At 69.1% G+C, this 25,948-nt stretch carries 32 protein-coding genes and 2 tRNA genes; 21 read left to right on the forward strand and 13 right to left on the reverse strand.

Annotation, left to right across the window (positions count from 1 at the left end; translation table 11 throughout):
* Nucleotides 1-94 precede the first annotated feature (94 nt).
* Entirely contained in the window at nt 95-862 is a 768-nt protein-coding gene (locus ADK67_RS05400) for a PhzF family phenazine biosynthesis protein (RefSeq protein ID WP_053715268.1), read from the reverse strand.
* Nucleotides 863-901: 39 nt separating this feature from the next.
* Between ADK67_RS05400 and ADK67_RS05405 the strand changes: the two genes are divergently transcribed.
* Complete coding sequence (locus ADK67_RS05405; RefSeq protein WP_053715269.1) at nt 902-1,693, forward strand: GNAT family N-acetyltransferase; 792 nt, start codon at nt 902-904, stop codon at nt 1,691-1,693.
* Here the strand turns inward: ADK67_RS05405 and ADK67_RS05410 are convergent.
* Nucleotides 1,690-2,172, reverse strand: coding sequence for a hypothetical protein (locus ADK67_RS05410; protein ID WP_053715270.1), 483 nt, complete (start codon nt 2,170-2,172; stop codon nt 1,690-1,692). The two genes, ADK67_RS05405 and ADK67_RS05410, sit on opposite strands and share 4 nt — an antisense overlap.
* A gap of 271 nt (nt 2,173-2,443) precedes the next feature.
* Between ADK67_RS05410 and ADK67_RS05415 the strand changes: the two genes are divergently transcribed.
* Complete coding sequence (locus ADK67_RS05415) at nt 2,444-2,686, forward strand: hypothetical protein (protein ID WP_053715271.1); 243 nt, start codon at nt 2,444-2,446, stop codon at nt 2,684-2,686.
* A 365-nt stretch (nt 2,687-3,051) separates the two neighbouring features.
* Here ADK67_RS05415 and ADK67_RS50465 read toward each other — a convergent pair.
* The 3 genes from ADK67_RS50465 to ADK67_RS05425 form a co-directional block, all read right to left on the reverse strand.
* Nucleotides 3,052-3,120: transfer RNA gene (locus ADK67_RS50465), tRNA-OTHER, on the reverse strand.
* Between the two features lie 616 nt (nt 3,121-3,736).
* The gene (locus tag ADK67_RS05420) at nt 3,737-3,949 is read right to left on the reverse strand and encodes a hypothetical protein (protein ID WP_053715272.1); all 213 of its coding nucleotides are present in this window, start codon (nt 3,947-3,949) and stop codon (nt 3,737-3,739) included.
* 203 nt (nt 3,950-4,152) lie between these two features.
* Nucleotides 4,153-4,386: a hypothetical protein gene (locus ADK67_RS05425; RefSeq protein WP_053715273.1), complete on the reverse strand. Its 234-nt coding sequence runs from the start codon at nt 4,384-4,386 to the stop codon at nt 4,153-4,155.
* Between the two features lie 118 nt (nt 4,387-4,504).
* Between ADK67_RS05425 and ADK67_RS05430 the strand changes: the two genes are divergently transcribed.
* On the forward strand, nt 4,505-4,699 hold the full coding sequence (locus ADK67_RS05430; RefSeq protein WP_053715274.1) for a hypothetical protein: 195 nt from the start codon (nt 4,505-4,507) through the stop codon (nt 4,697-4,699).
* Between the two features lie 51 nt (nt 4,700-4,750).
* Here ADK67_RS05430 and ADK67_RS48640 read toward each other — a convergent pair whose 3' ends face one another.
* Both ADK67_RS48640 and ADK67_RS48645 read right to left on the reverse strand, forming a co-directional pair.
* Complete coding sequence (locus ADK67_RS48640) at nt 4,751-5,392, reverse strand: hypothetical protein (protein WP_197289298.1); 642 nt, start codon at nt 5,390-5,392, stop codon at nt 4,751-4,753.
* A 186-nt stretch (nt 5,393-5,578) separates the two neighbouring features.
* A complete protein-coding gene (locus ADK67_RS48645; protein WP_082403235.1) occupies nt 5,579-6,409 on the reverse strand; it encodes a sigma-70 family RNA polymerase sigma factor in 831 nt (276 codons plus the stop codon).
* A gap of 137 nt (nt 6,410-6,546) precedes the next feature.
* On the opposite strand from ADK67_RS48645, the gene ADK67_RS05435 reads away from it, so the two are divergent.
* The 13 genes from ADK67_RS05435 (at nt 6,547) to ADK67_RS05490 (ending at nt 17,894) form a co-directional block, all read left to right on the forward strand.
* The gene (locus ADK67_RS05435) at nt 6,547-6,921 is read left to right on the forward strand and encodes a hypothetical protein (protein WP_053715275.1); all 375 of its coding nucleotides are present in this window, start codon (nt 6,547-6,549) and stop codon (nt 6,919-6,921) included.
* Entirely contained in the window at nt 6,921-7,394 is a 474-nt protein-coding gene (locus ADK67_RS54550; protein ID WP_053715276.1) for a Pycsar system effector family protein, read from the forward strand. Before ADK67_RS05435 ends, ADK67_RS54550 begins: the two co-directional genes overlap by 1 nt.
* Nucleotides 7,394-7,750 carry an RRQRL motif-containing zinc-binding protein gene (locus ADK67_RS05445; protein WP_053715277.1) on the forward strand — a complete coding sequence of 119 codons (357 nt, stop codon included), beginning with the start codon at nt 7,394-7,396 and terminating at the stop codon, nt 7,748-7,750. The genes ADK67_RS54550 and ADK67_RS05445 overlap by 1 nt, the downstream gene beginning before the upstream one ends.
* A 430-nt stretch (nt 7,751-8,180) precedes the next feature.
* Complete coding sequence (locus ADK67_RS05455; RefSeq protein WP_053715279.1) at nt 8,181-9,137, forward strand: hypothetical protein; 957 nt, start codon at nt 8,181-8,183, stop codon at nt 9,135-9,137.
* Nucleotides 9,134-9,406 carry a hypothetical protein gene (locus tag ADK67_RS05460; RefSeq protein WP_053715280.1) on the forward strand — a complete coding sequence of 91 codons (273 nt, stop codon included), beginning with the start codon at nt 9,134-9,136 and terminating at the stop codon, nt 9,404-9,406. Before ADK67_RS05455 ends, ADK67_RS05460 begins: the two co-directional genes overlap by 4 nt.
* Complete coding sequence (locus ADK67_RS05465; RefSeq protein ID WP_053715281.1) at nt 9,403-10,578, forward strand: hypothetical protein; 1,176 nt, start codon at nt 9,403-9,405, stop codon at nt 10,576-10,578. Before ADK67_RS05460 ends, ADK67_RS05465 begins: the two co-directional genes overlap by 4 nt.
* Nucleotides 10,575-12,818, forward strand: coding sequence for a hypothetical protein (locus ADK67_RS05470; RefSeq protein WP_053715282.1), 2,244 nt, complete (start codon nt 10,575-10,577; stop codon nt 12,816-12,818). The genes ADK67_RS05465 and ADK67_RS05470 overlap by 4 nt, the downstream gene beginning before the upstream one ends.
* A 290-nt stretch (nt 12,819-13,108) precedes the next feature.
* Nucleotides 13,109-13,285: a hypothetical protein gene (locus tag ADK67_RS52185; protein WP_197289299.1), complete on the forward strand. Its 177-nt coding sequence runs from the start codon at nt 13,109-13,111 to the stop codon at nt 13,283-13,285.
* Nucleotides 13,286-13,366: 81 nt separating this feature from the next.
* Nucleotides 13,367-14,248 (forward strand): bifunctional DNA primase/polymerase, encoded by an 882-nt coding sequence (locus tag ADK67_RS05475; protein WP_053715283.1) that lies wholly within the window; start codon nt 13,367-13,369, stop codon nt 14,246-14,248.
* A complete protein-coding gene (locus tag ADK67_RS05480) occupies nt 14,245-15,075 on the forward strand; it encodes a deazapurine DNA modification protein DpdA family protein (protein ID WP_053715284.1) in 831 nt (276 codons plus the stop codon). Before ADK67_RS05475 ends, ADK67_RS05480 begins: the two co-directional genes overlap by 4 nt.
* Nucleotides 15,072-16,031 carry an AAA family ATPase gene (locus tag ADK67_RS05485; protein WP_053715285.1) on the forward strand — a complete coding sequence of 320 codons (960 nt, stop codon included), beginning with the start codon at nt 15,072-15,074 and terminating at the stop codon, nt 16,029-16,031. The genes ADK67_RS05480 and ADK67_RS05485 overlap by 4 nt, the downstream gene beginning before the upstream one ends.
* A 274-nt stretch (nt 16,032-16,305) precedes the next feature.
* Nucleotides 16,306-16,491: a helix-turn-helix transcriptional regulator gene (locus ADK67_RS48650; RefSeq protein WP_082403245.1), complete on the forward strand. Its 186-nt coding sequence runs from the start codon at nt 16,306-16,308 to the stop codon at nt 16,489-16,491.
* 86 nt (nt 16,492-16,577) lie between these two features.
* Nucleotides 16,578-17,894, forward strand: coding sequence for a tyrosine-type recombinase/integrase (locus ADK67_RS05490; RefSeq protein WP_231648023.1), 1,317 nt, complete (start codon nt 16,578-16,580; stop codon nt 17,892-17,894).
* Between the two features lie 122 nt (nt 17,895-18,016).
* Here the strand turns inward: ADK67_RS05490 and ADK67_RS05495 are convergent.
* Nucleotides 18,017-18,097 (reverse strand) — tRNA-Tyr (locus tag ADK67_RS05495).
* A 122-nt stretch (nt 18,098-18,219) separates the two neighbouring features.
* Here ADK67_RS05495 and ADK67_RS05500 point away from each other — a divergent pair.
* Nucleotides 18,220-18,711: a YajQ family cyclic di-GMP-binding protein gene (locus tag ADK67_RS05500; protein WP_053715287.1), complete on the forward strand. Its 492-nt coding sequence runs from the start codon at nt 18,220-18,222 to the stop codon at nt 18,709-18,711.
* Complete coding sequence (gene rfbA, locus ADK67_RS05505) at nt 18,708-19,580, forward strand: glucose-1-phosphate thymidylyltransferase RfbA (RefSeq protein ID WP_053715288.1); 873 nt, start codon at nt 18,708-18,710, stop codon at nt 19,578-19,580. Before ADK67_RS05500 ends, rfbA begins: the two co-directional genes overlap by 4 nt.
* Here rfbA and htpX read toward each other — a convergent pair.
* From htpX to ADK67_RS05525, 4 genes are read right to left on the reverse strand one after another with little or no spacing between them, the layout of a single operon-like run.
* Nucleotides 19,577-20,440, reverse strand: a complete 864-nt coding sequence (htpX, locus tag ADK67_RS05510) for a zinc metalloprotease HtpX (RefSeq protein WP_053715289.1) — start codon at nt 20,438-20,440, stop codon at nt 19,577-19,579. The genes rfbA and htpX overlap by 4 nt on opposite strands.
* Nucleotides 20,441-20,459: 19 nt before the next feature.
* Nucleotides 20,460-20,936 (reverse strand): 4Fe-4S binding protein, encoded by a 477-nt coding sequence (locus tag ADK67_RS05515; RefSeq protein WP_053715290.1) that lies wholly within the window; start codon nt 20,934-20,936, stop codon nt 20,460-20,462.
* A complete protein-coding gene (locus ADK67_RS05520) occupies nt 20,933-21,523 on the reverse strand; it encodes an NADH-quinone oxidoreductase subunit C (RefSeq protein ID WP_053715291.1) in 591 nt (196 codons plus the stop codon). The genes ADK67_RS05515 and ADK67_RS05520 overlap by 4 nt, the downstream gene beginning before the upstream one ends.
* Nucleotides 21,520-21,939 (reverse strand): NADH-quinone oxidoreductase subunit B, encoded by a 420-nt coding sequence (locus ADK67_RS05525; RefSeq protein ID WP_053715292.1) that lies wholly within the window; start codon nt 21,937-21,939, stop codon nt 21,520-21,522. Before ADK67_RS05525 ends, ADK67_RS05520 begins: the two co-directional genes overlap by 4 nt.
* A 241-nt stretch (nt 21,940-22,180) precedes the next feature.
* On the opposite strand from ADK67_RS05525, the gene ADK67_RS05530 reads away from it, so the two are divergent.
* Entirely contained in the window at nt 22,181-23,218 is a 1,038-nt protein-coding gene (locus ADK67_RS05530) for a LysR family transcriptional regulator (protein ID WP_053715293.1), read from the forward strand.
* A 279-nt stretch (nt 23,219-23,497) separates the two neighbouring features.
* Here the strand turns inward: ADK67_RS05530 and ADK67_RS05535 are convergent, their stop codons facing one another.
* Nucleotides 23,498-24,259, reverse strand: a complete 762-nt coding sequence (locus ADK67_RS05535) for a helix-turn-helix domain-containing protein (RefSeq protein WP_231648024.1) — start codon at nt 24,257-24,259, stop codon at nt 23,498-23,500.
* Nucleotides 24,260-24,322: 63 nt separating this feature from the next.
* Here ADK67_RS05535 and ADK67_RS05540 point away from each other — a divergent pair, with 63 nt between their 5' ends.
* Nucleotides 24,323-24,892 carry a TIGR03086 family metal-binding protein gene (locus ADK67_RS05540; protein WP_082403236.1) on the forward strand — a complete coding sequence of 190 codons (570 nt, stop codon included), beginning with the start codon at nt 24,323-24,325 and terminating at the stop codon, nt 24,890-24,892.
* A gap of 209 nt (nt 24,893-25,101) precedes the next feature.
* The gene (locus ADK67_RS05545) at nt 25,102-25,917 is read left to right on the forward strand and encodes an SAM-dependent methyltransferase (protein ID WP_063797510.1); all 816 of its coding nucleotides are present in this window, start codon (nt 25,102-25,104) and stop codon (nt 25,915-25,917) included.
* Nucleotides 25,918-25,948 lie beyond the last annotated feature (31 nt).

Below are 25,948 nucleotides of genomic sequence, written 5' to 3' on the forward strand. Positions count from 1 at the left end.
CGACCAGGACCCCTCCAAGGCTGCCAATGTACCCCGGTCGGGGGACGAAATGGCAGGTCGTGTAGCGGAACGCCACCAGAAGTAACAGATCGGATCACACGATCAGTCGGCCCCGGATCACCGTCACGGCCTGTCCGGCGAGCCGTACGCGATCTTGCTCCAGAGTGGTCCGGACCAGCCCTCCGCGGGCCGACGCCTGCTCGGCCAGCAGGTTCGCGCGACCGAACCGGGGCGTCCACCACGAGGCGAGCGTGCAGTGCGCGGAACCGGTTACGGAATCCTCCGGGACTCCGTAGGAGGGGTAGAAGCACCGGCTCACCACGTCGAGGCCCGGCCGGTCGCCCGGTGCGGTCACGATCACACCGCGGCCGGGCACCTCGGCGAGCGCGGCGAAGTCCGGGCGCAGCTCGCGGACCTCGTCGGCGGAGGCGGCTTCGACCAGGACGTCCGACACCGCCTGCGCGACGGCCTTCACCGTGACGCCCGGCAGGCCCGCGCGCAGCGGGGTGGTCATCTCGATCGGCTCCGCCGGGTCGGCCGGGAAGTCCATCTCCACCCAGCCGTCCTCGGCCGTGCAGGTGAGCACGCCGCTGCGGGTGGCGAAGCTGCGACCGCCGCCGAGCACGTGCGCGGTGGCCAGGGTGGCGTGGCCGCACAGGTCGACCTCGGCGACGGGCGTGAACCAGCGCAGCGGCAGCGGGTCGACGTGGTCTACCCGCACGAACGCCGTCTCGGCGTGCTTCATCTCGGCGGCGACGGCCTGCATCCACCGCTCGTCCGCCGGACCGTCCAGCAGCACCACGCCCGCCGGGTTGCCCGCGAACGCGCGGTCGGTGAACGCGTCGACCACGTAGAGATCCACGGCGGGCAATCTACGTCCAGAGCGGGTTAGCTGGCAGGTGTGGACCCGTTGCTGCCCGAGATCGCTCCCGTGGACGACCCGTACTCGTTCTCGGAACTGTCCCCGGACGCCCTGAACGCCTCGTGGGGCGCGCTGCGCACGCACTCCTTGCACTGGTACCCCGGCGCCGACCTGGACGACCTGCTGCGCCGGTGGCCGTTGAGCGGCGCTGGCGACCACGACACGGCCGCGCTGGTGACCGTGCCCAGCCGTGCCGTCGAGGCCGCGGAAGTGCTGGCGCGGCACGGTTTCGCGCCGTTGCTGGTGACCGCCGCCCGGCTGCCCGGCCGCGGCGTCGAGGGCGGTTCGACGGTGAAGGTCGTGCCGCTGGGGCCCGAGAACCTGGACGTGGCGGTGGAGCTGAACCTGGAGACGGTGCGGTTCGACAGCCGGTTCGGCATGGTCACCGCCCGGCCGTCCAGCGCCGAGCGGCTGCGCGAGCACATCGCGTCGCTGCTGGACCGGCCGGAGCCGTGCGGGTGGTTGGCGGAGCGCGACGGGGAGGTCGTCGGGTTCCTCTACTACGACCTGCCGGGGCACTCGGACTGGATCGCCGGGCGGACGTCCGTGCGGCCGGTCGCGTACATCGGGCTGCTGGGCGTGCGCGAGGACGCGCGTGGCGGCGGCATCGGCGCGGCGCTCGCGGACCACGCGCACGAGGCGCTGGACGAGGTGGGCGTCGGCGTGACGCTGCTGCACCACGCCCTGCCCAACCCCCTGTCCGCGCCGTTCTGGTACTCCCACGGCTACCGGCCGCTGTGGACGACCTGGCAGCGCCGTCCCGCCCGTTAGACCTCCAGCAGTTCCCGGCTCTCGTGCCGCAGGCCGTCGCGGATCTCGTCCAGCACCAAGCGGGCCTGCGTGGCCGCGACGTGCTGCGCCGCGCCGCTGCCGATCGCGTCGCGCAACGCCAGCCACACCGCGGCCTCGTCCTCCCGGACCGCGGTGAGCAGGTCGCGCTGCTCGGGGTAGGGGTGCAGGGCGATCTTCTCGGTGTGCGCCTTCAGCGTGGCCAGGGTCGCCCTCGGGACCTCGCCGGTCGAGGCGACCCGGTCGAGTTTCGCGGGCAGGTCGACCGAGGCGAGTTCGGACAGCGACAGCGGGCCGAAGTCGAGCACGGTGTTCAGGCCGTACTCCAGGTCGTCGGCGGCGTGGAGCAGTTCGCGCGCGTCGGCGACCCGTGGCGTCCGGCGGCGCCCGGCGGACCGGACGACCAGACCCAGGGCGACACCGGTCGCGAGTGCGGCGAGGGCGATGAGGATTTCGCTCATGTGTTCCAGTCTCGACGCCCCACCGGCCCCGCCCGGACCAACCGGCGACAACGGGTGCGATCGGAGCGCCGACCGGTCGCGGGTAGTTCGGTTGGGCTGAACGGAGCAACCGGTCGGCGTGGCGTCGTCGTCCGAACGGCGCAAGAGGGGACAGTGGGTGCTGCCCTCGTCCACCCGAGTGAACTTGTCCGAGAGGGGTACTCGGAGTGCAGGTCCAGACCTCTTACATGACGAGGAAGCAGGTACGGGAAGGACGGGCGAGGGGGTCGCCATGAACGTTGCGAGGGAGCTGTCCGGCCGGGCGAAGTCGATGCTCCGCGCCGTTGCCGCTGGTCGGGCGGAGCTGTCGGGGGGACGCGAGCCCGACCTGTACGTGGACGGGCTGCCGTGCTGCGACCAGATGGTCACGCACGACCTGGTCCACGCGGGGCTGCTGCGGGCACGGCGGGCAGTGGGTCTGGACGAGCGCACGGGCGCGGAGCTGACGGAGGCGGGCCGAGCCGCCATCGCGTAACCCTCGAACAGGCGTTCGATATGGGTTATGCTGCACACGAGGCCGGCACGCAAGCGAGAGGAAGCGCTTGCGCGCCGGCCTCACCTACGTCAAGGACCAGGTCACCCCCGGTACGGACACCGTGCGACGCCGCAAGCCACCACGCACGGCCGAACCCACCGACCCATGAAGAGGGTCGCCCCCACGATCGGGGACCGATGCCGCGAACCCGACTACGAACGGGGGACGCCCTCGCGAACGTGACACCTACGAACGGGGGTCCGGGGGCAGCGCCCGCCGGGCGGGGTCTGGGGGTTGCACCCCCAGGAGAAATAAAGCGAGGACCCCTGCTTGCGCTTTCTGCAAGCAAGGGTCCTCGACGAGCGTGGCGGGTAGAGGATTCGAACCTCTGTAGCTTTCGCGACGGATTTACAGACCGTTCACCACAACGGCCCTGACCAGCGCATACGCGGCCCTGGACCTAGACGTGGACGTACCCTGAACGTAGAGGACACAAGCGGCTGGACCACTCTCATGCCCAGCGGAGTCGAGCCCGGACGAGCAGTGCAGTACGCCTCCACCTAACTTCGCCCACTGCGGACCATCAGGAGAACGCGTCAGGCGCTCCACGGGCTCCTCAGCGCCCTCTGTGCGACCCTCTGACGCGCCGGGCTCGCTACCCGACCACCCTGAAGGCCGCAGGACAGCGGATCGGTACGGCACGACGTTGCCCGACGCCGCTGGGCATGAGAGTGGTCCAGCCGCTTGTGTCCCTCAAACGGGACTACCGCGCGAGCGGCACGCACACCCTCACAGGGAGACCCCGGGACACGGGGAACAGCACTCTACCTGCACCTTTACTAAAACGTTATAAATCTTTATAGAGAGAGACCCATCCCATAGTTGTTGATCTAGAGGGACAGGCAGGGACAGGTGAGGGACACCCTGTCCCTGCTGTTTCCGCAGGTCAGACGGCCTAGAGGGACAGAGGGACAGGTGGGACAGCACCTGACCTGTCCACCTGTCCCGGCAGTCGACATGAGCACGACCAGTACCCGTCGCGACCTGCCGTTACGCGTCGGACGTCCCCGCCTGCCCACCGCGCAGCAAGGCCAGGATCTGATCAAGCTTCTCTCCGTGCTCCGTCTGCTTCTCCGCGATCTCGGTGAGCCGGTTGCCCTGCCGCTTCTGCGTCGCTTCGATGCTCGCAAGCATTTCGTAGATCGACTGAACGTCGTTGTCGAGCTGCCGCACCTTGCGCTCAATCTCCGCCGGACTCGCCATAGCGGAGCAGCCTAGCCCGCACCGGCACCCGACGCGCCGACCGAAGCCGCGAACACTGGCCAGCCCGGCAATGAGGGACAGGCAGGGACAGGTGAGGGACACCCTGTCCCTGCTGTTTCCGCAGGTCAGATAGCCTAGAGGGACAGAGGGACAGGTGGGACAGCACCTGACCTGTCCCAGCTGTCCAGGGGCCGCAGTGGCGGCTACTCGTACGGGATGAACGTTCGCCAGTCTGCCTGCCCCCTGAGCCTGGCGCTCGTGTCCAGGACGAGGTCGTGGCAGCCCTTACCTGCCTCGTTCAGCACCTCGTCCATGAACGCGTTCGCGCCCGCGATGTCGCCGTCGCGCAGGTAGCTCTCCACCTCGTTGACGCAGCGCGCGAGGTAGGCCCACATCTGGGACACCTGCTCCTCGGTCAGTGTGATCTGAAACCCCACTGAAGTCCTCCCGACTGAGGCAAACGATGCATCAGAGTCTAGCGAGGCTTACGAGTCGATCAGTGACAAGCGCGTCACCTGGGGTGTTTCGAGGCAATTAGTCCGTCAGAGTGACCCTGTGACACCTCGTCCGAAGCTCGTTCCGACGGGCGTCGCGGCTGCCGAGCTGGGCATCGACCGCGTGACGTTGGCGCGCTGGTGGCGTGCCGGCCTGGTCGAACCCGAGTTCGTGACGGCGGGCGGTCATGCCCGCTGGGACATGGAGAAGTTGCGTCGGAGCCTGCGCGAGCGCGCTCAGCGCGAAGAGGACTGACCTGACGTTGAAAGGCTGTCACGCCATACGGCCCACCAGGGCCGTTTGCATTTATCCGAATGACAGATAGACCGCCGTTGCGTCGTCGCTCTTCTTGTATCGCGGCCAGCGTCGCCCTTTCGGGTCACTGTCTTCTACGTCGCGCACGGCAGAAATCAGGCCTCTAGGGCCGGAAGACTCCAGAGTGTCCATGATACTTCTCCAACTCGCCACGTCGAACTCTTGCAGCCTGGCAGCGCCGTCTGATAGCAACGCTGCACGTTTCACCAGCACCTTCGACATGGAGCCGCTCAGCGCTTCTGCCGCAGCCTCCGGATTGGTGCCTGCCACCCAGTAGCCGCCGGGCGTATTACGGACAAGCCGTTGCGCCTCCACGAGGAGGCTAACATTCTTCTCGTGTTCCTCAGTATCCGTGTCCGAACTTATAGCGGCTTCATGCTGCGCTTGGTTCACCTGGGCTACACGATCATCACTGATTGCCTTAATCCCTTCCGTGCAGTCAAGCAGCAAAGTTGAGTCTGCCAAGACCAGCCAATCGAGGGATTCACCCCTTTCGCGCAGCGCGAGAACAGTAGCCGAAGGTGTCCCCGGATTTCCCAAGTCGCATGTAGATACGTGAATCCTTGCTGTCGCGTCGATGGACGCAGCCAAGGCAGAGCGCATATCCAAATCGTCGTCTGCCAGATTGGCCACTAGCGCCGATCCCATCCTCTCTACGAACCAGGGGACACCGTGCATACATCCAGTTCCCAGGCCTCCAGGTGCGGTCAAGCCGTCTAGGACCACGGCAATCCTGTTGGTCGCTGCGGCCCAATCCTCATTTGGCTTTGCCGAGCTTCCCGGGCGACTGTCCAGTTCTGCGCGCATGGAACCGCCGTCCTACTTGTAGATGGGAGCGACACGCTTAGAAGACAACACCCTTCGGGTGGCCGCATCAAACGTGCACTGAACTACCGTGGAGAATCGACCATCTTTTACTTCGCGGTAGAGTTCGGCGATATGGCCGTCAAGGAAGTGCACGACCCCTGCCGCTCCTACAGCATGAATGCCTGCGATATACAGAAAAGTTCCCCTGCCGTCAAGCCTGGGCAATTTGCCGACGTACGCGTAATCGGCGGGCGTGCCGTCATCCATTGGAGAGCGGTAAAATTTTTGCTGCACCCGGTCCAGCAAGTGCCACCCCTTACTGTCGCGGTCAAACCCGATATTGACATCAGATTCGAGAACTTGAGCAATTAGCGGCGATAGTCGAGGTCCACAAATTACTACCAGGTCATCCCGGTTAAGATTAATCATGCCGGGCGGTTGTACGACCTCGTAATCCGTTTCGAAGTCCAGCCCGCTGGCCAAGCTTCGAAACTCGTCGTAAGCTTGAAAGTCTTCCTGCGCTACAACCGGTCCGGGGTTATTGTTCTTGGCCTCAAGCTTCCCGCCTACAGCCACGATCAATTTTGAACCCGTGCCAAAGAATGCGCGTTCAATCTTAGGGCCGGTCTTCAATAGTTGCCCCACTCGCGAACGTGTCATGTCGAGGTGTTTGGCGATCTCGGTCTGCGACATGCCGAGCACGGACATCTCCTCTAGAGCTTCCTTGCGAAGTCTGGAGATCTCGGTTACTGCGGCCTGGAACCTGCCGACCAGGTCGCTCGCCTGTTGTGCGCGGCGTACGGGGTCCTGGATCTCACGTAGCTGCTTGACCTGCTCTTCCACGCCTCCACCTTCCTGTGCAAGGGGGCTTGCACCATCTTCGCAAGAGGGGGTTGACGAACGCAAGCAGGGCTGTCTAACGTGACCTCTGCAACCCCCCCTTGCGGGGCGCAAGGGGGTCTCTACAGCGGAGGCTTTCGATGGACACGACGAGCAACTACCCGGACGGCCTGACCTCTGCGGCCCTGGCGCTCCTGGACGCGCAGGTGTCGGTGGAGATCGCGTTGGGTGAGCCGACGTCGGGGCTATTGGACGGGTCGGCGCGGGAGCGTCGTAACCGGCGCATCCTGGCCCGTGCGCTGGCCGGGATCACCCCGAAGTACGGCAGCGTCAGCGTCGATCAGGCCGCGGCCGAGCTGGAGGACGCGGAGCGGATGGCGTGGCCGGTGGCGATCGCGACGGCGTTGCCGACGCCAGTGTTCGGCAAGAGCAAGGGCAAGGGTCGTAAGGCGCGTCGGAACGCCGCCCGCAACGCCGCGCGTCGTGCCGCTGCGACTGTGACGCGGGTGGCGTGATGGCCGACGTCAGCGTGGTCGAAGAGCGGTTGGATTCGGCGCACACCGATGTGGCGGCGCAGATCGTGCGGGGTGACGCGAAGGCGGGCATGTTGTTGCCGCTGTTCGGTGCCGCGTTGGCGGGGGTGGTGGCGTTGGCGACGCGGCCGGTGCCATTCGCGGCGGAGTTGTTGTTGTGGGTGGCGTCGGTTCCGGCGTTGGCGGCGGTGGTGTTGCTGCTCAACGTGGTGCGTCCGCGGTTCGGTCGTGACGACGACTACGGGTTCGTGTTCCTGTCCGGGTTCGCCGGGAGGCCGTCGGAGCTGTTGGCGGCGTTGGCGGAGCAGCCGGGGGAGATGGCGAAGGCCGTGGACACCGTGCGCCTGGCGCTGATCGCGGATTCTAAGTATCGACGGGTGCGTACCGCGGTGGACTGCCTGACTCTGGCGCTGTTGCTGGTCGCGGCGGCCCTGGTCTCGGTGGCGGTGGCGTGATGGGTCGCCGGTTTCCGTGGGTGTGGGTGGAGTCGGTGCCCTGGACCACGGGGTCGGTGCTCACGCGCGGCACGGTGGACGGATTACCGCTGCTGACCTGGGGTTGTGCCCCCCGCGACACGCTCGCCACCCGCCGGCAGCTGCGGGCGCGGGGGCTGCGCCCTGGTGGTGCTGATCCGGTCGCGGTGCTCTACGTACGCCACCGGGCCAGCGGGTGCCGCAACTTCGCGAGTCTTTACCTGGTCAGTGCCGCCAAGCCGGTGCGGCCGATGACCCCGGCCCGCCGGGCCGCGCTGGACAAGGCCAACCGCGCGCGTCGCTCCTACCGGTATGCCCGGTACCAGGCCGCCGCCTGAAGTCGTTGCGGCGCAACGAGACCAAGGGCCCGGCGTGGACACCGCCCGGCCGTGTAGATCCCGCCCCGGGTGTCAAACGCACAACATCAACTGTCGTTGCCAATCAAGGAGAACCGCATGAACACGAACTCATCCTCAACTACGCGAATCCCGATGGACTGGTGCACGCGATGCGGCCACAAGCTCGCCAAGCCGCAGAGGTCCTGCATGTGCCCGAGCTGCAACTGCGGTCTCACCCGCTGACTTCGCCCGGACCGGCGGCCTGATCCCGCCAAGAACCCGCCGCCGGTCCGGTCCCACATCCCGTGCTTCACCACGAGACAGGAACCCCAAGCATGTCGAACAACACCCACCGGCGCGACCTCGTGGACGTGCCCACCGGTGACCTGACCGCGTCCGGTCGCGTGCTGCGCCCCGCCGGTGGTGCCCGATGAACCGGACGCTTCCCGAGATCACCGCGGACTGCTTCCCCACGCCGCATCTGGCGTTGCGCGGCACCGCCGACGACGCCCAGGTGCGCGCCTTCGCCGCCGAGCAGGCCAGCGCGGCGCGGGCGGTGCTGCCCGCCGTCGCCTCCGCGCTGGCGCTGCCCAGCACCCGCCACGCCATCAAGATGCTCACGCTGGCCTACGACACGGTGGTCAGCTGGCGGCGCGCGGTGGCCGCCACCGCCGATGACGCCCGTTACGACGCTGCGGGTCGTCCGACCGCCTCGCGGTACGCGGTGACGATCGACGAGGGCGGATCGAACTGCGACCGGTTGGGCGAGGTGGGCAGGCTGCGGACCGGAGCCCGCTGGGACACCGCCACCGGCCGGTGGACCGGTGGCACCCACACCCCGGCCAGCCGGGTCCTGGCCGCCTACGGCCACGCCGCACGGCACCGGTTCGAGATGGAGATCCCGCACTCCCACGACGTGCTGATCAACAACGTCTGGCTGCCGGTCACCGGTCGGCGAATCCAGGGCAACATGCTGCTCCGCCGTGAGGCCGCACGGGAGCTTGCCGGGCGGTTGGCCGTACGACTCGCCCAGCGGCGCGGGGTCACCGAGGTGGAGACCACCGGGGACCTGCTCTACGCGGTCACCGCCAGTCCCGAACCGCGTCGGGTGATGTTCCGCGAAGCCATGCACGTGCTCGCCGCCGCGTACCGCGCGGACCGGTCGAAGCGGTGGTCCGCGTGGTGGTCGGCCGCCTACCTGCTCTACCAAGCGCCGACGTTCAAGAAGGGGTCCGACGCCTGCAACCGGGTGTTCCTCGCCGCCGTCGGAGCGGCCCTGCTCGACCAGGCCCCGGTGATTCCGCACGACCTCGACCTGCGGTGCATGGTCCTGGGGCAGAGCGCCGTCACCGTCGCCATGCCGCTGGTGTGCGAGGTGGCCGTATGAGCCTCCCGACGCCCTTACTGCTGTTGCTCATCGCGCTCGCCGTGGTGGCGGTGGTCGTGCTGTGGAAGCTGCTCATGGTCGCCGGGCTGATCGGCCTGGCCCAGTGGGCCGTGACCACCCAGACCGAAGACCCCACGGTCCTGCTGATCGCCTACGGCCTGCCCGCCCTGCTGGTGACCGTTCTGTGCCGCCGACGCGCGGCAGCCCGTACCGGTCACCGCGCCGGACTGTTCCCCCGTTCCGCCCGCCGACTGGAGGTGTCCCGATGAGCACATGGGCCGAGAACCGCCGTGCCGACAAGGCGATGCTGTTCGAGCAGCGCCGCGCCGACGAGGCCGCCCGCGCCGAGCGGGAGCGCGCCGACCGGATCACCGCCGCCAAGCTCGCCCAAGACGCCAAGGACGCCGCCCGCGACCGCCGCGCCAAGCTTGCCAAGACCGCCGCCGCGTGGATTTCCGCGCACACCATCGACCTGTTGTTCGTGCCGGTCATTCTCGTTCCGGCGCTGCTGGCCTGGTCCGCTATCGCCGGGTTCGGCCACGACCTGTACGGCGCACCGGGCTGGACCATGCCGCTCTACAGCGAAGCCGCGATGTGGGCGTTCGCGTTCGCCCTCGGAGCCGCCCGCCGCGCCGGACGGCCCGTGCGTCGACTGCTGATCGGATTGTGGTTCTCCGCCGCCGTGTCCGCCACCCTGGCGTTCCTGCACGGTGCCACCGCCGACGGCGGCAGCGTCACCGACGGCGTCGTCATGGCCATCGTCGCGGTCGGCGGAGTGGTGGTGCACCAACTCGTGGACACCGCCGCCACCGCGCCGCCAGTGAAGCCGCGGCCGACCCGTGAGCAGCGCGCCACGGCCCGGTTGCAGCGCCTGGCCGCGAAGCGGGTGCACGAGGTGCGCCGCGCCGCGCTGCGCCAGGCCGCCGCCGAGCTGGCCGCCGACGGCACCGCCACCCTCGTACACCGGCCCGGCCTGGTCGAGCTGCGCCGCCGCTTCGGCCGTACGCGACTGGTCCCCACGACCGTGGCCGGCCTGCCCGTCACCACCACCGGCGACGGCGTCGACAGCGTCGGCGACGCCCTGGCCGCCGAGATCGGCGAGTACCTGACCGCACTCCCGGCGCTGCCCGCACCAAGCACCGACACCGCCGCGTCGACCCCCGCCGACCGGCCCGACACCACCGCCACGCGCGACGGCGCGCACCGGTCGGGAAATGCGGAAACGCCCGCCGCGCCCGACGCCGCGAAGATCACGCGCTACATCGGCCGCACCCGCGCCGCCATCGACGGCGGCAGGTTGCCGGAACGGCCCTCGCAGACCGAGGTCCGCAAGTTCCTGCGCTGCCGCTCCGAGGACGCCGCCGCCGTGCACCGCGCCCTGTTCCCCACCCGTAACGACGGCCCCGACGACGGCGGCACCCGCCAGGAGGTGACGGCATGACCACCCCCCAGCACGAGCACGAGCGCGACGACGAGGACCGGGAGCGCACCAACGTGGTGCACCTGCCCGTGCGCCACGCCACCGCCACCCCGGACACCGACGAGGTGGAGCCGGACGGGGCAGTGGTCGGGGAGCTGCTGACCGACGAGGAGTCCGCCGAGCTGGACCGCCGCATGGCGGCCCAGAACGCGGCACGCACCGCCGCCGGTGCGGTGGTGGCCGTGGTGCGTCACGAGCGCACCCGCTCGGTTGTCCGTGCGGTGCGGCGCAACGCCGGGTACGCCGTCGCCGGTGCCCGCATCCGCCGCCAGGAGCGCCGCGCCCGCCGCAAGCACCTGGACCTCGAACAGGCCATCACCACCCTGCGCGTCAACGCCAAGTCCGCCGAGGACTTCCACGTCCTGCGGGAGCTTGAGGAGGTGTTGGAGCGGCGCCGGTCGGGTGCAGCCCAGCGCGGCCGGGAACGGCGCATCGAGATCCTGCGGTGGTCGGGCGGCGCGGTGCTGCTGCTGGCGTCGGGGCACGTGGTGTTCCTCGGGTTCTCCGCGGTGCAGACCGTGATCGGCGCGGCGTCGCTGACCGACCGGTGGAACGGCATGGTCGATTTCTGGGCCACGGTGGTGGAGCTGTCCCCGGCCGGTGGTTACTGGTGGGCCTGGGCTATCGCGGGCGCGGGAACCTGGGCCGCGCGCACCATCCCGGTTGGACGGGACCGTGGTGCGCTGCCGGTGTGGGCCGCCGACACGGGCCAGGCGACGCCCGCCGACGGGCGGGACATCGTGGTGGACGAGTCCGCGGTGCTCTCCGCGCTGCGCTACCTCGGTGGGCTGCCGCTGCTCAAGCAGGCGTTCAAGCAGGGCTGGGGAAGCAGCATCACGCCGACCTGGCTGCAACTGCCGCACCGCGACGGCAACGGCGTGCGGATGCAACTCGTGCTACCGCGCGGCGTGCCGGTGGAGGAAATCGTCAAGCGCAAGACCACCTTCGCCCACAACCTCTCCCGCCTGCCGGTGGAGGTGTGGCCCTCGGAGCCGAAGGACCGGGCCGGGGTGCTGGACCTGTGGGTGGCCGACCCCGGCGCGCTCTCCGGACCGGTGGACCCGTGGCCGCTGCTGGCCGAGGAGGGGGCGACGGACTACTTCGCCGCCCTGCCGGTCGGGGTGAACATCCGGGGCGAGGTGGTGCGGGCGCAGTTGTTCGAGAAGAACTACGCCGCCGCCGGGGTGATGGGGTCGGGCAAGTCGAGCATGTTCATCACGTTGGTGGCGGGCGCGGTGCTGGACCCGCTGGTGGACGTGGACGTGTTCGTCCTGGCGGAGAACTTCGACTACGAACCGCTCAAGCCGCGGCTGCGCACCCTGCGCACCGGCGCGGACCCCGGCACCGTCCGGGCCTGCCTGGACACCCTGCGCGCCCTCTACGCCGATCTCGACGTGCGCGGCAAGGCGCTGCGGGAGCACAAGGAACGCAAGGTCAACCGCAAGGTCGCCGAGAAGGACCACCGGCTGCGCCCCCGAGTGGTGGTCATCGACGAGTGCCAGGCGCTGTTCATGGACGACGAGCACGGAGAGGAGGCCATGGACGTGGTCACCAAGCTGATCAGCGCCGCCCGCAAGTACGCCGTCACCCTGATGTTCGCCACCCCCGAAGCCTCCACCGCGTCGCTGCCGCGCAAGGTCATGGCGGTCACCTCGTGCAAGGCGTGCTTCGCCATCGGCGACCAGCAGTCCAACGACGCCATCCTCGGCACCGGCAGCTACAAGGCCGGCATCTCCGCCGTGTCGTTGGAGCCGGCCACCGACGAGTCCCCCGGCGACGTGGGCACCGCCATGGTGCGCGGCATCATGGCCAAGCCCGGCCTGCTGCGCGGCTTCTACCTCACCGCCGAGGAACTCGCTGAGGTCACCGACCGCGCCATGGACCTGCGAGACGGTCACGTCCCCGCGACCACCGGCGACGACGACCAGCCGGAGGAAGTCGACTTCCTCACCGACCTGGCCCGCGTCCTGACCGGCCGCAAGCACCTGCGCACCGCGGAAGTGCTCAGCGCCCTGGCCGCCCTGCGTCCCGACCACTACGGCAAGTGGACCAGCAAGACCCTCGCCGCCGCCCTGGCCGAGGTCGGCGTGCCCATCGTCAAGCGCGACAGCGGACAGAGCGCCGTGGACACCAACGACGTCACCGAAGCAGTCACGATGCGTGACATCGAGAACGGCGCGGACACCGACGACGAGAGCTAGAACCCCACGCGGAAGCGCCAGGGAAGCAGCCGGGGGAGCAGCGAGACCCAGGGGAATTCCCCTGACTGCTCCCCGGCCACCTTCCCCGCTTCCACCAGCCAAGACCACCACCAGGGAAGACCCACACGGCAGGACCACGACCAGCCGAAACCCCGGAAACGCCGGTCCTGCTCCCCTGACGACTTCCTCCCCGCACCGCTCGACACCACCGCGCCGGCACCCCGTCACACCGCCCGCGCGTCGACCCCGCACGCACACACACCGTCACACACAGTCACAGGAGCGACCTCATGGCACAGCAGGTGATGCATCGCGGCAAGCGCAGTTGGTGGAACGGCGACGTCACGACCCTGTGCGGCCTGCTCATCCCCGACGACCGCGCCGCAAGCGTCTGGTTCCCCTCCCTGTCCGGCAACAAGCGCTGCCCGACCTGCGAATCCGTCCACCGGTCCGGCCAACGCCGCTGACCTCGTCAGGGCCGGTCGCACCGGGGACATGACCGACCCATGTCCCCGGCGCGACCGGCTCCCCGTCCTAAGGAGACAGACATGTCCCGTCGTGCCCGTCTGCTGTCCTCCGCGTTGGCGACCGCCGCCCTGGGTTGGCCTGTCTTCCCGCTTGTGCCCGGCGGCAAGACACCCGCCGTGCGCGACTGGGAGCAGCGCGCCACCACCGATCCGGATCGAATCCGCCGCTGCTGGGACAGCGGGCCCTACAACATCGGGTTGGCCACCGGTCGGGCCGGGCTGGTCGTGGTGGACCTGGACACCGCCAAGCCCGACAAGCCCGAACCGGACGGCTTCCGGCACGGCTCGGAAGTGCTCGCCCTCCTCGCCGACGACAGGGGCGAGGAACTGCCCACCGACACCCGCGCCGTGTCCACAGTGTCTGGTGGCCTGCACCTGTACTTCACCGCTCCGACCGATGCGGAGTACCGCAACACGATCCGCAGGGCCGGGCCGCTCATCGACAGCCGGGCGGGCGGCGGCTACGTCGTGGCGGTCGGGTCGGTCGTGAACGGCCGCGGCTACGAGCTGGCGCACGACGTGCCACCGGTGCCCTTGCCGGGGTGGTTGGCCACGCTGCTGCGCCCCGCGCCGCTGCCCGCCACACCGAGCGCGCCCGTGGCGCTGCGTGGCGCGGTCGGTGACCGACGTGGCCGGTACTTGCGTGCCGCCATCGCGGCCGAGGTTGCCCGCGTCGAAGGCGCACCGTCCGGTCAACGCAACTTCGCCCTCTACAGCGCCGCCGTCGCCCTCGGACAGCTCGTAGCCGGTGGTGCGCTGACCGAGGACGAAGTGCGCGACGTGCTCAGCCACGCCGCCGCCGGGCACATCGCGGTCAATGCCTACAGCCACCACACGGCGGAACAGACCATCACCAGCGGCTTGCGCAAGGGCGCGTCCCGGCCCCGGCAGGTGGCCGCATGAAAGCCCGGTTTCTTCTGGGTAGCCACCAACCCGGTTGGCTCTCCACAGCAGGGGTGCCGCTGTTCGTCTCCGACACCCGGCTACGCCGTTACAAGACGCTGCCCCGGGCAGCTGCCCCGTGGGCGCTGGACTCCGGCGGCTTCACCCAGCTTCAGCAGTGCGGACAGTGGACCGTGTCACCACGGGAGTATGTGGCCCGGGTACGGCGCTACCGCGACGAGATCGGACACATGGAGTGGTGCGCGCCGCAGGACTGGATGTGCGAACCGATCGTCATCTCCGGAGGCCGGGCCGGACGAATGTTCTTCGTCGGCACCGGACTGTCGGTGATCGAGCACCAACGGCGCACCGTGGACAACGCGGTGGAGCTGACGATGCTCGCCCCGGAACTGCCCTGGCGCAGGGTGGTGCAGGGCGAGACCGGCGACGACTACGAACGCTGTCACGACCTCTACGACCGCGCCGGAATCGACCTGACCCGTGAACCGCTCGTGGGACTCGGGTCGGTGTGCCGACGACAGGGCACCCGCGAAGCCCACGACATCATCCGACGTTTGCGCGCTCGCGGCATAACCCGCCTGCACGGCTTCGGAGTCAAAACCCTGGGTCTACGCCGTTACGGACACTTGCTCACCTCTGCGGACTCGCTGGCCTGGTCGGAAGACGCCCGCCGCAAGAAGCGCCCGGTGTGCGGCACCGTCCACCCCCGTGGTGGCAAGAACTGCGCCAACTGCCTGCCCTACGCCCTGCAATGGCGCACCCGCCTACTCACCGACACCCAGCCGCGTCCGCAGCTGCGGCTGTTCGACATCGGAGAAGCAGCATGACCACTACGCCGTCGGGCGAGCGCGACCCGTTCGCCGACGCCTGGACCGCAGACAAGCTCATGGCCGCTGACTTCCCCGACCCGAAGTGGGCCGTTCCCGGTGTGCTGTGCGAAGGGGTCACGCTGTTGGCGGGGCCGCCTAAGGTCGGCAAGTCGTGGATGTCGCTCGGGTTGGGGCTGTCCATCGCGTCCGGCAAGCCCGCGTTCGGCACGGTCGACACCGGTCCCGCCGCCCCCGTGCTCTACCTCGCGTTGGAGGACACCGCCCGCCGGCTCAAGACCCGTATGGGCAAGATGCTCGGCGACCAGCCCGCGCCGCACCTGCTGACCCTGGTCACCGAGTGCCCGCCACTCCCGCAAGGGGGAGACACGGCCATCGCCGGATGGCTGCGCGGCAACCCGGCCGCGCGCCTGGTGGTTATCGACGTGTTCGCCAAGGTCCGCGGCTCCGCTCCGGCCGGTGTCCAGCAGTACGACGCGGATTACCTGGCAGTTGGGCGGGCCAAGCGGATCGCGGACCACTTCGGCGTGGCGGTCGTGCTCGTCCACCACGTCCGCAAGGCCACGCACGAAGACTTCCTGGCCACCGTGTCCGGCACCAACGGCATCGCCGGTGCGGCCGATGCCGTGTTGGTGCTCGAACGCGGACGCAACAACGCCGACGGCGTTCTGCACATCACCGGCCGCGACGTGGAAGAGGCCGATCACGCGCTGAGTTTCAACCCGGACAATGGCGCGTGGACCATGCTAGAAGGTCCCGCCGTCGACCACACGGCAAGCGACACCCGGCGAACCATCCTGTTCTACCTGCGCGAAAACAGCGGCAGCACGCCCGCCCAAATCGCCACCGGAACCGGGTTGGACGCCGGAAACACGCGCAAGACCTGCCAGCGGATGCACGAAGCCGGCCAACTCACCCGCGATGGCACCGGCCGGTACTTCGCGCCGCTGCTGTGACTTCGGGTGGGACAGGTGGACAGGTCAGGTGCTGTCCCACCTGTCCCTCTGTCCCTCTACACCGCCTGACCTGCGGTAACAGCAGGGACAGGGTGCCCCTCCGCCTGTCCCTGCCTGTCCCTCTCGACCAGGTGGGACAGGTGGACACGCCAAGTGCTGTCCCACCTGTCCCTCTGTCCCTCCACGTCGTCTGACCTGCAGTAACAGCAGGGACAGGGTGCCCCTCCGCCTGTCCCTGCCTGTCCCTCTGTTCCAATGCGCGAAAGGGCTCCACATGAGCGCACGCACTTGGCTGACCGTCGAGGAATTTTGCGCCGAACTGAACATCGCCCGGTCCACGTTCAACGACTGGCGGGCAAAGGGACGCGCCCCGATCGTCCGCAAGCTCCCTAACGGCAAACTGCGACTGGAACGGGCAGACATCAAATCCTGGTACGACTCACTTGCTGAGGCTGCCTGATGAACACGTCCACACGGGTGCGAGTCTGGCAGATCGGCGCTCCGTATGTAGGTAAGCGCAAAACGACGTACAAGGTGCGGTGGACGGTGGACGGCAACCCGTTCACCGAACCGTGCTCGACCAAAGCGCTCGCTGACGCGTTCAGGTCCAAGCTGGTGTCGGCGACAACCGACGGTGTTCCTTTCGATGTCGAGTCGGGCCTTCCAGTCACGATGGTGCGCAAGGCGGAGGTTGCGCGGCGATCGTGGTTCGACTTCGCGTGCGGTTATGTGGACCGGATGTGGGACGAGTCGTCGCCAGGGCAGCGCAAGACGGTGGCGGACACCCTGACGCCCATCACGTTGGCTTTGGTCTCGCACGAACGCGGTGCGCCGTTGGAAGCAGCCATCAGGGCCGCGCTACGGGTGGCGTTCAACACCCGTCGACGCGGTCAGGGCCAATCGGAGGAAGTAGCGGCGGTGTTCGCGTGGCTTTCCCGGAACACGGTGTCGGTTGGCGACCTGGCGGACCCTGCGGTGTTCCGTGGCCTGTTGGCGAGGATCGAGAAGAAGCGGGACGGTTCGCGTGCCGCAGCGAACACCATCCGGTTGCGGAGAATCACGCTGGGAAGCGCACTGGACTACGCGGTGGAGAAGAAGTTGTTGGATACCAATCCGGCGAAGGAGGTGACCAGCAAGAGGCGTCGGAGCGTGGTTCACCAGGTGGACCGGCGATCGGTGGCCAACCCGGTCCAGTTCCGCACGGTACTGCGTGAGGTGGCGGGAATCGGACGAACGGGCGGCAAGCTGGTCGCGTTCTTCGGTGCGATCTACCACGCCGCTCTGCGCCCGGAGGAGGCGTTGAGCCTGCGTGACACCGATCTGGAACTACCGCCCCGAAGCTGGGATCGGAAGCGGCAACGGTGGACGGTGTCCGAGTGGGGCAGCATCCACCTCACCCGCGCGGCACCGGAGATGAGTGCGGCCTGGACCGACAGTGGCCGCCCGAACGAGGAACGGGGGTTGAAGCACCGCGAGCAAGGACAGGGCCGCACGGTGCCGCTTTCCCCCGAGTTGGCGTTGCTGCTGCACGAGCACTTGACCGCGTTCGGCACCGGGGCGGGCGGACAGCTGTTCGTAGCCGAACGCGGCGGGCGCATCGGCAGCTCCACCTACTGCCGCGTGTGGGAGGCAGCGCGCACCGCGGCTTTCACGGCCGAGGTCGCCAGGTCACCCCTGGCCAAGCGTCCGTATGACCTCCGTCACGCCTGTGTGTCGATGTGGCTCAACGCGGGCGTAGAAGCGCCGCGCGTCGCCGAGTGGGCTGGTCACAGCGTGGCCGTGCTCATGCGGGTTTACGCCAAGTGCATCGACGGTGGGGAGCTGACGGCCCGTGCGCGGGTCCTGGCCGCGCTGGGCGGCTGAAAACTTGGACGTGCCCTGGACGTAACCAGCCGTAGAGAGCCGGTCCCGCCCGGACACAGCCGTATGACACGAGAAAGCCCCCGTGACCTGTTGTTCCTGGTCACGGGGGCTTTCTGCTGGTGTGGCGGGTAGAGGATTCGAACCTCTGTAGCTTTCGCGACGGATTTACAGTCCGCTCCCATTGGCCGCTCGGGCAACCCGCCCCGCGCCCGGTGGTGCCGGGTGCGGTGGAGACAATACATAAGCCCGTGGGGGGATGCGCAACCGGGTTCCCCGGTAGGCTTCCGGGCGGTTCCAGACCCACCTACGCGGAGGTAACGAGCACGTGGCAGACCCGTCGTTCGACGTGGTGAGCAAGGTCGACCGCCAGGAAGTCGACAACGCGCTCAACCAGGCCGCCAAGGAGCTGAGCACCCGCTTCGACTTCCGCGGCACGGAGACCAAGGTGTCCTGGGCGGGTGAGGAGGCGATCACCTTCGAGTCCGAGACCGAGGAGCGGTGCCGGGCCGCGATCGACGTCTTCCAGGAGAAGCTGGTCAAGCGCGGCATCTCGATGAAGGCGTTCGAGATCGGCGACCCGGCACTGTCGGGCAAGGTGTTCAAGGTGACCGGCAACCTGGTCCAGGGCATCTCGAGCGAGAAGGCCAAGGAGATCGCGAAGAAGGTCCGCGACGAGGGCCCCAAGGGCGTGCAGGCGCAGATCCAGGGCGACCAGCTGCGCATCACGGGCAAGAAGAAGGACCACCTGCAGGACGTGATCGCCCTGCTCAAGAGCTCAGACTTCGGCATCGCCCTCCAGTTCACCAACTACCGATGAAGGGGATCGTCCTCGCGGGCGGTAGTGGCACGCGGCTGCACCCCATCACCCAAGCGGTGTCGAAGCAGTTGCTGCCGGTGTACGACAAGCCGATGGTGTACTACCCGCTGTCGGTGCTGATGCTGGCGGGCGTGCGCGAGGTGCTGCTCATCTCCACGCCGGTGGACCTGCCGCTGTTCCGCAGGCTCCTCGGTGACGGCTCGCAGTTCGGATTGAGCATCTCCTACGCGGAGCAGGCTCACCCGAACGGGTTGGCGGAGGCGTTCGTCATCGGCGCGGACTTCATCGGCGACGACGACGTGTCGCTGGTGCTCGGCGACAACATCTTCTACGGCCACGGCTTCTCCAAGGTCCTCCAGGAGAACGTCACCGGCCTGGACGGCTGCGTGCTGTTCGGCTACCCGGTGAAGGACCCGGAGCGGTACGGGGTCGGGGAGGTCGACGCGGACGGCAGGCTGATCAGCATCGAGGAGAAGCCCTCGCTGCCGAAGTCGAACAAGGCCATCACCGGCCTGTACTTCTACGACAACGGTGTCGTGGACATCGCCAAGTCGCTCGAGCCGTCGCCGCGCGGCGAGCTGGAGATCACCGACGTGAACCTCGCCTACCTGCGGGAAGGCCGGGCCAACCTGGTCGACCTCGGCCGGGGTTTCGCGTGGCTGGACACCGGCACGCACGACTCGATGCTGGAGGCGGGCCAGTTCGTGCAGGTGCTGGAGCACCGGCAGGGCGTGCGCATCGCGTGCCTGGAGGAGATCGCGCTCCGGATGGGGTTCATCAGCCCCGCGCAGTGCTACGCGCTCGGCGAGCGGCTGGCGAAGTCCGGCTACGGCCAGTACGTGATGAACGTCGCACTGGAAGCCCGCTAGGACCGGCGGGCCAGCTCCTCCAGCCGGCGCACGCGGTCCTCGATCGGCGGGTGGGTGGAGAACAGCCGGACCCGGTTCTCCCCCGCCCGGAACGGGCTCGCGATCATCAGGTGCGACTGCGCGACCACGGCGGGCTCCGGCGCCAACGGCGCGGCACGCGTGCCGACGTCGATCTTCCGCAACGCCGAGGCGAGCGCCAGCGGGTCGCCGGTCAGCTCAGCGCCGGACGCGTCGGCCTGGTACTCCCGGGACCGGCTGACGGCCAGCTGCACGATGGCCGCCGCGATCGGGCCGAGCACGGCGATGAGCAGCAACGCGAACGGGTTGGGCCGGTCCTCGTCGCCGTCGCCGCCGAAGACGCCCGCGAAGATGGCCAGGTTCGCCAGCGTGCTGACCGCGCCGGCCAGCGCGCCCGCCACGCACGAGATGAGGATGTCGCGGTTGTAGACGTGCGACAGCTCGTGCCCGAGCACGGCGCGCAGCTCGCGTTCGTCGAGCAGGTCGAGGATGCCGGTCGTGCAGCAGACGGCGGCGTTGCGGGGGTTGCGGCCGGTCGCGAAGGCGTTCGGCGCGACGGTGGGGCTGACGTAGAGGCGCGGCATGGGTCGGCGGGCGGCCATGGCCAGCTCGCGGACGATCCGGTACATCGCGGGCTGCTCCACCTCGGACACCGGCCGGGCGCGCATGGCGCGCAGCGCGAGCTTGTCCGAGTTGAAGTAGGCGTAGGCGTTCACGCCCAGCGCCAGCAGCAGGCCGATCAGCAGGGCGGTGCGCCCGAACAGCGAGCTGATCCCCACGATCAACCCGCTCATGGCAGCGAGCAGCAACGCGGTCTTCAACGCGTTGATGTGCTGGTGCACGCTTCGCCTCCGGCTGTTCCTACGTCCCCTCCCTCAACGCGCCCGGTCGGCGCGGGGTTCCGGTACCGGGGCGTGCCGGGCGTGTGGCGGTGGTCTCCAGTGCGGGTTCGGCGCCCTCGTCCAGCGGCGGTGGCGGCGGCACGTGCGTGACCCACGTGGCCAGCACGTCCCGTTCGTGGACGAGTTCGGCGACCGCGCCGTCGCCGTCGAGGCCGCCCGTGCCGGGGTAGGAGAAGTCCGGCGCCCAGTGCAGGGCGTCGAACGGGCACGCCTCGACGCAGATGCCGCAGTACAGGCACTGGCCGTAGTCGATGGCGAACCGGTCGAGCACGTTGCGCGCACGGGGCCGTGCCGAGCCCGGCTGCTGTTCGACCTCCGTGTGCGAGTCGATGTGGATGCACCAGTCGGGGCACTCGCGGGCGCAGATCATGCACACCGTGCAGTTGGCCTCCAGCAGCGCGATGACGCCTCGGGTGCGCGGTGGCAGCTCAGTCACTGGTGTCCTTCCTCAGAACGCTCGGAACGCTCGTAGCGCGGCCCCCACGACGGGTCCGGGACGCCGGGTGGCGCGGCCCGCCTGCGGCTGGGCGCCGACGTGCCGTCCTCGCCCGGTTCGAGCCTGCCCGGCCACGGCCGCACGACGCGGGAGGCCAGCACGAAGTCCTTGCGCAGCGGGTGGCCGCTGAAGCTGTCCGGCAGCAGCAGGTGGGCCGGTTCGCCGTCGGCGAGGGCGATGCCGAACATCTCCGCGGCCTCGCGCTCGTGCCACGCCGCGCCCGCCCACAGCCCGGCCACGCTCGGCAGCACGTCGTCCGGGCCGAGTTCGGCGCGCAGCAGCACGCCGTCCTTGGTGTCGGGGTCGAGCACGTGCAGCAGCACGGCGTGCCGCTGTCCCGCCGCGCCGGGACGGCCCGCGTCCTCGACGCCGAGCCAGTCGAACTGCGCGCAGCCCAGCTCGTCGCGGGCGTGGCGGGCGGCCGCGGACCAGGCGTGCAGCGGCACGTGCGCGGTCGTCTGGCCGAACGCCGTCTTGACCTGGGCGTCGGGGATGCGGGCGGCCAGTGCCTGCGACGCGGCGCTCACGACACCATCCGGTGCAGCGCGGCGAGGCCGTCGAGCAGGGCCTCGGGACGTGGTGGGCAGCCCGGCACGGCGACGTGCACCGGCAGCGCCTGGTCGATGCCCTTGGTGACGCTGTAGGAGTCCCAGTACGGCCCGCCGGTGTTGCTGCAGGCGCCGACGGAGATCACGTAACGCGGTTCCGGCATCTCCTGGTAGGTCGCGATCACCGCGGGCAACATGGCGTCGGTGACCGTGCCGGAGACGACGAGCACGTGCGCCTCGCCCGCCGCGTGCACCGGATCGACCCCCAGGGCGGCGAGGTGCTCCGGGCGGTGGCCTTCGAGCGCCGCCATGACCTCGACGCCGCAGCAGGCCAGGCCGAGGTCGAGCACGGTGACCCGGTACGTCGTGCCCCAGTCCAAGGTGGAAACCGTCACGTGCGTGAGGTTAATACGTGGGGGCCCGCCGGGCTGCTGCCCGGCGGGCCCCCAACCCCCCAATACCCCCCTGATTGCTCCCACGTGAACAAGCACCTGGTTGCGGCAGAAGTCTCTTACGGATCGCGTATACCTGTCCAGGGAAATCCATCAAGATCTTCGGATAATTTCAGCACGAACTGTGGTCAAGTTCAGTACAACTAATCGGTAGAACATCACGCTCCGACCCGAGAGGCCCTGCATGTCGACCTCGGCCCAACTGCTCCTGCCCGCGGGCAACCAGCTCAGCAGGCTCCTGCACACCTCGCCCCTGCTGATGGACACCACGTTGGACCAGCTCAGAACCTTGATCGCGGTGTACGAGACGCGGTCGGCACTGCGCGCGGCCCGGGTGCTCGGCCGTGAGCAGTCCAGTGTGCAGAAGCAGATCGACACGCTCAACCGCAACTTCAAGTCGTTGTGCGGCGAACCGCTGGTCGTCAAGCAGGGCCGGGGAAAAGACGTGCTGATCACACAGACCGGCGAGGCGTTGGTTGAATTGGCACGCACCACGTTGACCGAGTGGCTGGATTCGATTCACGAGTGCCGCCGCAAGCTCGGCACCACCGTCACCGTCGGCACCACGCGGTTCATGCTCGACTCGCTGGCCAAGGCGTGGCACCACGTCGCGGACGACTTCCGCCGGCGGGACGTGGAGCTGAAGGTCGTGCACATCCGCACCAAGGACATCTGGAAGAGCCTGGAGTCCAAGGAGGTCGACATCGTGTGCGGCAGCGTGGTCACGCACGCGGGCCGCAACAGCGGGGTCGAGGACTTCGACGTGATCGAGTGGCGGCGCGGCGGGCTGGCGCTGCTCACGAACCTGCCGGAGAGCAGGCTCGGCGCGAGCGTCGGCACCGGGGAGTTGCCGAAGCTGCCGCTGGTCGTGCCCGCCGAGGGGTTGATCGCGGAGTTCCTGCGCGGCTGGTTCGGATCGGATTACCGGAACGAACTGGACATCGCGGCGGAGATCGACGAGATCCAGTACGGCATGTCGTTGCTGCGGTCGGGGCTGGTCGAGGGCTGCATGATCGTCACGTCGGGCCTCGGCGTGGTCGCCGCGAACAACGAGCTGCGCGAGGGGTCCGGCCTGCGGGTGGTCGAGCTGAAGAACGACCGGAAGCCCGAGCTGGAGCGCTTGGTCGGGGTCTTCGCCCGCAAGGAGGAGCGGGCGAAGTTCCCGGCCGACCACCCGTTGAACCTGCTCTGGGCGGCGTTCCAACGAGAGGTGTCGGACTAGCGGTGGCGACCTAACGCGCCGGGTCCGACGGGCGTTCCTCACGGCGCCGTTGGGCTTGGCGCACCAGCCACTCCAGTCCGGTGAGAGGCTTCGGGACCTCAGGCTTCTGCCGTTCCACGGGCTCCTCCTGCTCCTGTTGCGGTTGGGGCGACGGACGCTGGGCGTCGAGGTCGTTCATGGCGCGCTCCCTACCTTGGTCGACAGCGAGTGCCGTCGATCGGAGCACCGACCGGGGTCGGTCCGCTAGAGCGATCAGCCCTATGGGTGACGACGGACGGTTCAGCGCCGGCCGGTGGCGAAGGCGTCACCGTAGCGCTCGGCGTACCGCGTGGGCGTCTCGCCGAACATGGCGGTGAAGTCCCGGACGAAGTGCGGTTGGTCGGCGTAGCCGAGGTCCGCGGCCAGCGCGGCCCAGTCGATCCGGCCGCCCGCCTCCATGCGCTCGGTCACCTCGCGCAGGCGGTAGCGGCGGATCACCCACTTCGGGCCGACGCCGACGTGCTCGGCGAACAGGCGTTGCAGCTGTCGGACGCTGCCGCCTGCCTCGCGGGCCAGCACGTCGACGCGCGTCAGCAGGGGGTCCCGGACGATCCGGTCGACGATCTCGGCGGCCTGGCGCGCCTTCGGGTCCGGTTCGGGCAGGTGGCGGCGGAGCAGGGCCTCCACGCTGTCCAGGTCGGCGTGGGCGGGCAGGTGGTGGAAGACGGTCTCGGCGGGCGCGGTCCGGTCGGTGAGCGACTGGACCGGCGCGCCCAGGAACGGCCGGAAGGCGCCGGGGCGGAAGGCCACGCCGAAGACCCGGCCCGTGCCGTCCAACTCCTTGAACACGTGGCCGCTGGACACGCCGGCCACCACCGCGAAGCCGTCGTGGAACGTCAGGTGCACGTTCGGGTAGGGCACGATCAGCTGCCGGTACGGCCGGTCGTAGCGCCACCGCACTTCCCAGTACCGGGCCACGTGCGCGGCGAGGTCGGGCGACGGCCGGTGGAACTCGATGCGCTGGTGCCGCCGCCACGCCAACTCGCGCTCGTCCCTCGTCACGCCCGCGAGCGTATGTCGCCTTTGTTCAATACACCCGCGACGGCCGTCCCTACGGTGGGCGGCATGTCCCGTGAGCTGTTGACCGGAAATGCCGTGGCGACCGCGTTGGAGGTCGTCGAGAACATCAAACCCGACCAGTTGGACGCGCCGACGCCGTGCGCCGAGTTCGACGTCCGCACACTCCTCAACCACCTGTTGTTCTGGGGTCCGTCGCTGAACGCCGCCGCGCGCAAGGCGCCCGTGCCGCCGCCCGCCCCCGCGGAGTCGGACGTCGACCTCACCGCGGGCGACTGGGCCGCCGACCTGAGCGCCCAACTGCGCGACCGCGCCGCCGCGTGGGGCGAGCCGTCGGCGTGGACCGGCACGACGACGGTCGGCGGGCCGCACGAGATGCCGGCCGAGACGATCGGCGCGATGGTGCTGGGTGAGACGGTCGTGCACACGTGGGACCTGGCGCGGGCGACCGGTCAGGCTCCTTCATGGGACGCGGAGCTGCTGGAGTTCCTCCACGCCGACCTCGTCCGGACCGCGCCGATCGGACGCGACATGGGCCTGTACGGGCCCGAGGTGCATGTGCCGTCCGACGCGCCGTTGATCGACCGGATCCTCGGGCTCACCGGTCGCACGCCGTAGCCCTTCGAACGCATTTCGTGGCCCTGCCGGGTCGACGATTCGGCAGGGCCGCCGCGGGTGGGCGGCGACAATTCACGCGTGCCATCGGAAATGCCGATACCGGGATTATCCGACCGTTTGCCATTGCCCTGACGTGCGGCAGCATGTGTCGTTCGTCGGGAAAGGCGTCAGCGATCGGCCCGCACCCATCCCACCTTAGGACGGCACGAGTGCTTGTTTCCGAGACCGCCCACTTGGATCCCGAGACACCCAACATCTCCCGCATCTACGACTACTACCTCGGCGGGGCGTTCAACCTGCCCGCCGACCGCGAGCGGGCGACCGTGATCAAGTCGGTCCTGCCCGGCATGGAGATGCTCGCCCGCTTCAACCGCGGGTTCCTGCGCCGTTCGGTGGCGTTCATGGTGGACCAGGGCATCACCCAGTTCCTCGACCTCGGCTCCGGCCTGCCCACGGCGGGCAACACGCACGAGGTCGCGCAGGCACGTGATCCGCACGCCAAGGTCGTCTACGTGGACTACGAGCCGGTCGCCGTCGCGCTCGGCGAGCAGATCCTGCGCGGCAACCCGAACGCGGTGATGGTCGAGGCCGACGCCCGGCGGCCCGACGAGCTGTTCGGCCACCCTGGCGTGCGCGGGATGCTCGACCTGGACCGGCCGCTGGGCGTGATGATGACCGGCGTGATGGTGTTCGTCGGCGACCACGAGGACCCGGTCGGCCTGATGAAGGCCTACCGCGACGTGTGCGCGCCGGGCAGCTACATCGCGCTCTCGCACCTGACCGACGAGCGCGCCGACCCGGAGACCAAGGTGCAGGTCCACGCCATGGTCGAGGCGTACAAGGGCGTGATCGAGCAGCTGTACGTCCGCGACCGGGCGGGGGTCGAGGCGTTGTTCGACGGCATGACGCTGGTCGAGCCGGGCGTGACCCTGATGCCGGAGTGGAACCCCCGCCCGGGGCTCGACATCCCCACCGGCAGCCCCGCCCACCACCTCGGCTACGCCGCCGTGGGCCGGGTGGACTGACGTTCGCGCTGGTCAGCCTGGCCGTGATGCC

Origin of the sequence: Saccharothrix sp. NRRL B-16348, assembly GCF_001280085.1 — a bacterium.
GTDB lineage: Bacteria > Actinomycetota > Actinomycetes > Mycobacteriales > Pseudonocardiaceae > Actinosynnema.